Genomic DNA, 6830 nt, shown 5'->3' with positions numbered 1-6830 from the left:
TATGAATAGGCAGTTGTTCCTCCTGTTGCGGTTAAAGCAATTTGTCCCGAATTATTTGCTTTACAAGTCAGATTAGTAGGCGTTGCCGAAAGTGTTAAAGAATTTGGTTCTGTTAAAGTTACGGTCGTAGTTGCTAAACACGCATTAGCATCTTTTACGGTCAATGTATAAGCCCCTGCTGAAAGTCCTGTGAATGTATTCCCACTTTGGAAATTCGTTCCATCAGTCGAGTATGAATAAGCAGTTGTTCCACCTGATGCGGTTAAAGCAATTTGTCCCGAAGCATTTGTTTTACACGTTAAATTAACTTGATTAGCTGATAAAGTCAGGGTATTTGGTTCCGTTAAAGTTACGGTAGTTGTTGCTAAACACGCATTAGCATCTTTAACAGTTAATGTATAAGCCCCTGCTGAAAGACTTGTGAAAGTATTGCTACTCTGGAAATTCGTTCCATCAATCGAGTATGAATAGGCAGTTGTTCCACCCGAAGCTGTTAGCGTTATTTGTCCTGAGGCATTTGCTTTACAAGTTAAATTAGTATGAGTTTCGGTTAGACCTAAAATGGCAGGTTCAGTTAAAGTTACGGTTGTGGTAGCCGAACAAGCATTGGCATCTTTGACAGTTAATGTATAAGCCCCTGCTGAAAGCCCTGAGAAGGTATTTGAGCTTTGGAAGTTTGTTCCGTCAATAGAATAAGAATAAGCCGAAGTTCCACCCGAAGCGGTTAGCGTAATTTGTCCCGAATTATTTGCTTTACACGTCAGATTTGTAGGCGTTGCCGAGAGCGTTATGTTTGATACAGTGACAGTTACTGTATTTGAATTATTACTTAAACAGCCATTTTCTGAACAAGTCGCATTGTACCCAGTCGTAACTGTTGGAGAAACATTTAGTGGACTTCCTGTTCCTACCACTGCGTTTGTCGTGGCATTTTTCCAAGTAATTGTTCCTGTGCAACCCGAGGATAGAATTAGGTCTGTATTTCCTCCTTTGCAAATGACAACTGAACCTGTTGCAACGGGCGTTGTTGGTGTTGAATTTACCGTAATATTGACAGACGTTCTATCTGTTTCACAAGAAATTAAAGGAATTGAACCTACCACAGAATAGATTCGAGCAACATAATAGGTTTGTGAAGAATTTAAAGTTGGTGTATTATATACTTCATTACGAGTGCCAGAGGTCGGAGAAAGCTGACTTAGGCTTGTAGGTGTATTGTACCAATTAAATGTTCCCAAATTTGATGTGCTACTTGCTGTAAGTCTAACCGTTCCACTTCCACATATTGCTGAAGATGATGGTGTTACTGTTGGTTGTGCTGATAAATTATAGGGGTCATTGACCGTGATTGTATTGGAAGTTTTTGTACAAAATTCTGAAACAACCGTAACGGTATAATCTCCTGCATTTGAAGCATCATACGTTGAACTTGTTGCTCCTGAAATGGCTGTTCCATTCAAATTCCATTGATAAGAATATGAGCCTGTTCCTCCAACTGGAGATGCCGTAAGAGTCGTAAATTTATTGATTTGACCTGTTCCACAAAAAAAAGTATTACCCGAAATGGTTACAATTAAAGGAGGTGTAACGGCTATTTTGGCAATTCCCATACTATTACACCCAAATTGTGATGTCACATTGGCAATGATTACACTAATTTGTGTAGATGAGGTAACATTGGTTACTATACCGCTTATCGACGTAACGCTTCCTCCAACAGCAAGTCCTGTAAGATTTGATGTGTTATCTCTACTCCAACTATAACTTGTAGAACCTGAAACAGCCTTTTCGTCAGTGATACTTAAAGACACATTATCTCCACTACAAATATTAATTACATCGGGCGTTATGGTTGCTTTGGGAATTGGATTGGCAGAAATCGTAAAAGTCTTCGCAAGACCTACGCAGGTAAGTCCATTATTTGAATATGAAGGTGTTACGGTTATTGTTCCTAAAATAGAAGTAGAACCTGTATTGGTAACCGAAAAAGCAGGAATATCTCCTGTTCCGCTTGACGATAATCCGATACCTATATTCGAGTTTGTCCAACTGTAAACTGTGCCTGCAACACTACCCGTAAAACTTATGGCTGATGTGGTAGCTCCATTACATAAAGATTGATTGGCAATATTATTAACGGTTGGTGTTGGGTTAACGGCAATATTGAAACTTTGAGACGTATTCGTACAAGTTACCCCATTATTGGTAAAGTTAGGTATAACTGTTATTGTGCCAGAAATAGGTGAATTTGTTGAGTTTTGGGCGGTAAACGATGGAATGTTTCCACTTCCACTTGCCGCTAAACCAATATTGGTGTTTGTATTTGTCCAATCATAAGATGTTCCTGCAACTGCTCCAGAAAAACTTACTGCGGTGGTTGCTGAATTATTACAAACAAGTTGGTCTGAAATTGCATTTACACTCGGAATAGGATTCACTGAAATGGTAAAATTTTTCGATGTTCCCACACAACTTACCCCATTATTGGTGAATGTTGGCGTTACCGTAATTGTTCCTGTACTTACCGTTGTTCCTGAGTTAATGGCTGTAAATGCTGAAATATTGCCAGTTCCATTATCTCCTAATCCAATGCTTGTATTGGTATTTGTCCACGAATAAACGGTATTACTTACATTGCCTGTAAAATTGATAGCAGTCGTTGAAGTACCATGACACAATGTTTTATTGGTAACTGTATTTACTGTCGGAATTGGATTGACCGTTATGGTGAAATTTTGAGATGCTCCCGTACAAGTGACTCCGTTATTTGTAAATGAAGGTGTTACGGTTATCGTTCCAGCAATTGAAGCATTTGTTGCATTCGTGGCTGTAAATGTTGGAATATCTCCACTTCCACTTGTGGCTAAACCAATACTTGCATTGGTGTTTGTCCAAGCATAAGTTGTTCCTGTAACTGCTCCTGTGAAATTTACGGCTGTGGTTGCAGACCCATTACAAAGTGTTTGGTTTGAAATAGAATTGACAGAGGGTGTCGGATTAACAGTGATGGCTACATTTTTAGAAGTGCCTGTACAAGTGACGCCGTTGTTGGTAAAAGTCGGCGTTACCGTAATTGTGCCAGAAATTGGAGCATTCGTAGCATTTGTTGCTGTAAATGTAGTTATATTTCCTGCTCCACTTGATGCTAAACCAATATTTGCATTGGTGTTTGTCCATGAATAAATTGTTCCTGTAACTGCCCCTGTAAAATTTATGGCTGTGGTGGCAGAACCATTACAAAGTGTTTGATTTGAAACGGTATTTACCGTTGGAATTGGATTAACAGTAATGGTAAAATTCTGAGAAGTCCCTGTACAAGTAACCCCATTATTTGTAAATGAAGGAATTACGGATATTGTACCCAAAATGGTCGAATTAGTAGAATTGGTAACATTAAATGTTGGAATATCTCCACTACCACTCACTGCTAAACCTATATTTGAATTTGTATTTGTCCAAGAATAAGTCGTTCTCGAAACCGCACCTGTAAATCCAATGGCATTGGTTGCCGAACCGTCACATAATGTCTGGTTACTAATTGGATTTACTGTTGGTGTTGGATTTACGGTAATGGTGAAATTTTGAGGAGTACCTGTACACGTAATGCCATTATTAGTATAAGATGGAGTAATTGTTATTGTTCCCGAAATAGGAAGTACACCCGAATTTGTGGCACTAAAACTTGCCATATTGCCAATACCGCTTTCTGCCAAGCCAATATTTGGATTTGTATTTGTCCAAGAATAAACCGTCCCTGCAACTGCCCCTGTAAAACTGATTGCCGTAGTAGATGAACCATTGCATAAAGTTTGATTGGCGACTGCATTGACAGTTGGCGTTGGATTGACGGCAATGGCAAACGTTTTTGGAGAACCCGTACAAGTTACGCTACTACTTGTGAATGAAGGCGTTACGGTGACATTTCCAGTAATAGGGCTTGTTGTTGAGTTTGTGGCACTAAATGCCGTAATATCTCCTGTACCACTTGCCCCCAAACCGATATTTGTATTAGAATTTGTCCAAGAATAAACAGTGCTTGCAACAGTTCCAGAAAAACTAACGGTTGGCACTGTTGAGGTATTACAAGCCGCTATATTGGTTACGGTATTTACGGTTGGAATAGGGTTTACGGTAATGGTAAAATTGGTTGGTAAACCTGTACACGTAACTTCATTATTTGTAAAAGTAGGCGTTACCATAATGGTCCCATTGATAGGAACAACTCCCGAATTTGTACTTGTAAATGGAAGAATATCTCCACTTCCTGATGTCGCCAAGCCTATATTTGCATTGTTATTTGTCCATGAAAAAATGGTTCCTGTATCAGCTCCTGAGAAAGCTATGGCAGTACTCGAAGTTCCTTTGCACAAAACTTGATTAGAAACCACATTGACGGTTGGAATTGGATTTACGGTAACAATCGAAGTTGACGAAGAACTTATACATTCTACACTCGCAATTTCACAAGTAGCATAATACGTTGTTGTTACACTTGGCGTTACCGTTGTGGTTGAAAGAGGTGTTGTCAATGAAGCATCAGCATACCAGTTAATAACCCCAGACGAGCAAGTTCCAGAAAGTGTTGTGCTTTCTCCAAGACAAATTGTTGGAGAGGTTGTTGTGGGTGCAGATGGGTTTTCAGTGATAGTTACTGTTAAACTTTTCATACAATTTCTTGCATCCAAAACATCAATTGTATAAGTTCCAGCAGACAAACTATTAAAGGTATTTCCGCCCCAAGTTCCTCCATTAATTCGGAAATTGTAGGGCGATGTTCCTCCGTTTCCTACTACGGTAATGCTTCCTGTATTTCCTACAATACAATCATTTTGACTATCTAATGTTATTGTAAGGTCTGGTACTGAATTTACAGAAACACTATTGGTTAATGTACATCCATTTGCATCTTTAACACCAATTGTATAAACACCTGAGGACAGATTTGAAAAAACCGTAGATGCCCCATAAGTTCCTCCGTTCAAATTGTAGGTCAACGGAGCTGTTCCTCCAGAGCCTGAGACTTTGATTATTCCGTTGTTACCCAATGTACAATCATTGGTTGTCTCAGATAAAAGAACGATTGGGTCGCTTTGAGTAACTACGATACTTTGTGTGTTAATACAACCTTTACTATCTTTTGCGATAATATTATATGTGCCTGCATTGATGCCAGAAAATACATTTCCCGATTGAAAAGTTACACCATTATCTTTTGAATATGTATATGAAGGCGTTCCTCCTGTGGTATTGGCAATGATTGTACCCTTGCCCGAACCTGCACAAGTTATGTTTCCTGCCGTTAAACTTAAAGCAGGATTTTGATTAACAACTACTGCTAAAGTAACTCTCTCTGTTTCACAACTATTTAAAATTTGAGATACATAATAATTAGTAGTTCCCGCAGTTACTGTTGATGGCGTTGGTGCTGTTGTTGAACTTGTACCGCCAGTAGCAACATTATACCATAAAACGGTCGCACCTGATGAGGCTGTCACTACAAGTTGAGCGGGTGTATCTCCTTGACAATATTGTACCGAATTGACAGTTGGTAAAGGTGGTGTTGGATTAACGGTGATTCCAACATTCATGGCACTACTTTTACATCCTGTACTACTTACACAGGCTACATAATAAGAGGTTGTTGAAGTTGGACTTACTGGACTTGTAACAGTCGTTGTTAAACCAGCATTAGTGTACCATATTGCCGTCCCTGTTGCACAAGTTGCAGAAAGTGTTGAAATTTGACCAGAGCAAATGGTTGTAGGACTTGCTGATACTGCCGTTGGAGCCGAGGGCGTTTGGTTGACTGCCACGCCAACATTCACAGAACTACTTTTACAGCCTGCCCCACTCACACATGATACATAATAAGACGTATTTGCCGTTGGGCTTACGGTTGTACTTGATAAGACATTCGTTAAGGCTGCATCGCTATACCATGTTACTGTTCCTGTGGTACAAGTTGCAGAAAGCGTTGAGCTTTGACCCGAACAAATGGTAGCAGGACTTGCCATAGCATTGATTGGTGCAGATGGCGTTGGATTTACCGTTACGGTTATATTTCCCGACGTACTTTTACATCCTGCATTACTCACGCAGGCTACATAATAAGTGGTTGTGGAAGTTGGACTTACTGGACTTGTAACCGTAGTTGTTAAACCAGAATTACTGTACCATGTTGCCGTTCCCGTAGCACAAGTTGCAGAAAGCGTTGAACTTTGTCCCGAACAAATAGTCGCAGGACTTGCCGAAATAGCCGTTGGAGTTGTTGGTGTCGGATTAACCGTTACAGTGACATTTCCAGAAATACTTTTACAACCTGCACCACTTACACAAGACACATAATAGGTAGTTGTGGAAGTTGGATTTACAGGACTTGATACGACATTGGTTAAAACTGCATCACTATACCAAGTGGTTGTTCCTGTGGCACAAGTTGCGGAAAGCGTTGAACTTTGTCCCGAACAAATCGTTGCAGGGCTTGCCGAAATAGCAGTTGGAGCGGTTGGCGTTTGATTCACAGTTATCGTTACGTTTCCACCAGAACTTTTACAACCTGCACTACTCACACAAGCAACATAATAAGTGGTTGTGGTGGAAGGCGTAGCTGGACTTGGACTTGTAATAATATTTGTTAAACCCGAATTACTGTACCAGGTGACAGTTCCTGTGGCACAGTTTGCGGAAAGTGTTGAACTCTGTCCCGAACAAATCGTTGCAGGACTTGCCGAAATAGCCGTTGGAGCATTCGGCGTTGGATTTACTGTTACGGTTACACTTCCCGACGTGCTTTTACATCCTGCCCCACTCACACAAGCAACATAATAAGT

1 protein-coding gene is annotated in these 6830 nt (G+C 40.1%); it reads right to left on the bottom strand.

What is annotated here, in order from left to right; genetic code table 11:
- A partial coding sequence (locus tag LV89_RS18270; protein ID WP_211321233.1) for an Ig-like domain-containing protein occupies positions 1-6830 on the bottom strand: 6830 nt, incomplete at both ends.

Origin of the sequence: Arcicella aurantiaca, from assembly GCF_003148625.1 — a bacterium.
GTDB lineage: Bacteria > Bacteroidota > Bacteroidia > Cytophagales > Spirosomataceae > Arcicella > Arcicella aurantiaca.
Note: the sequence above shows the minus strand (reverse complement) of the source record. Positions and strands in the feature narration are given on the sequence as shown.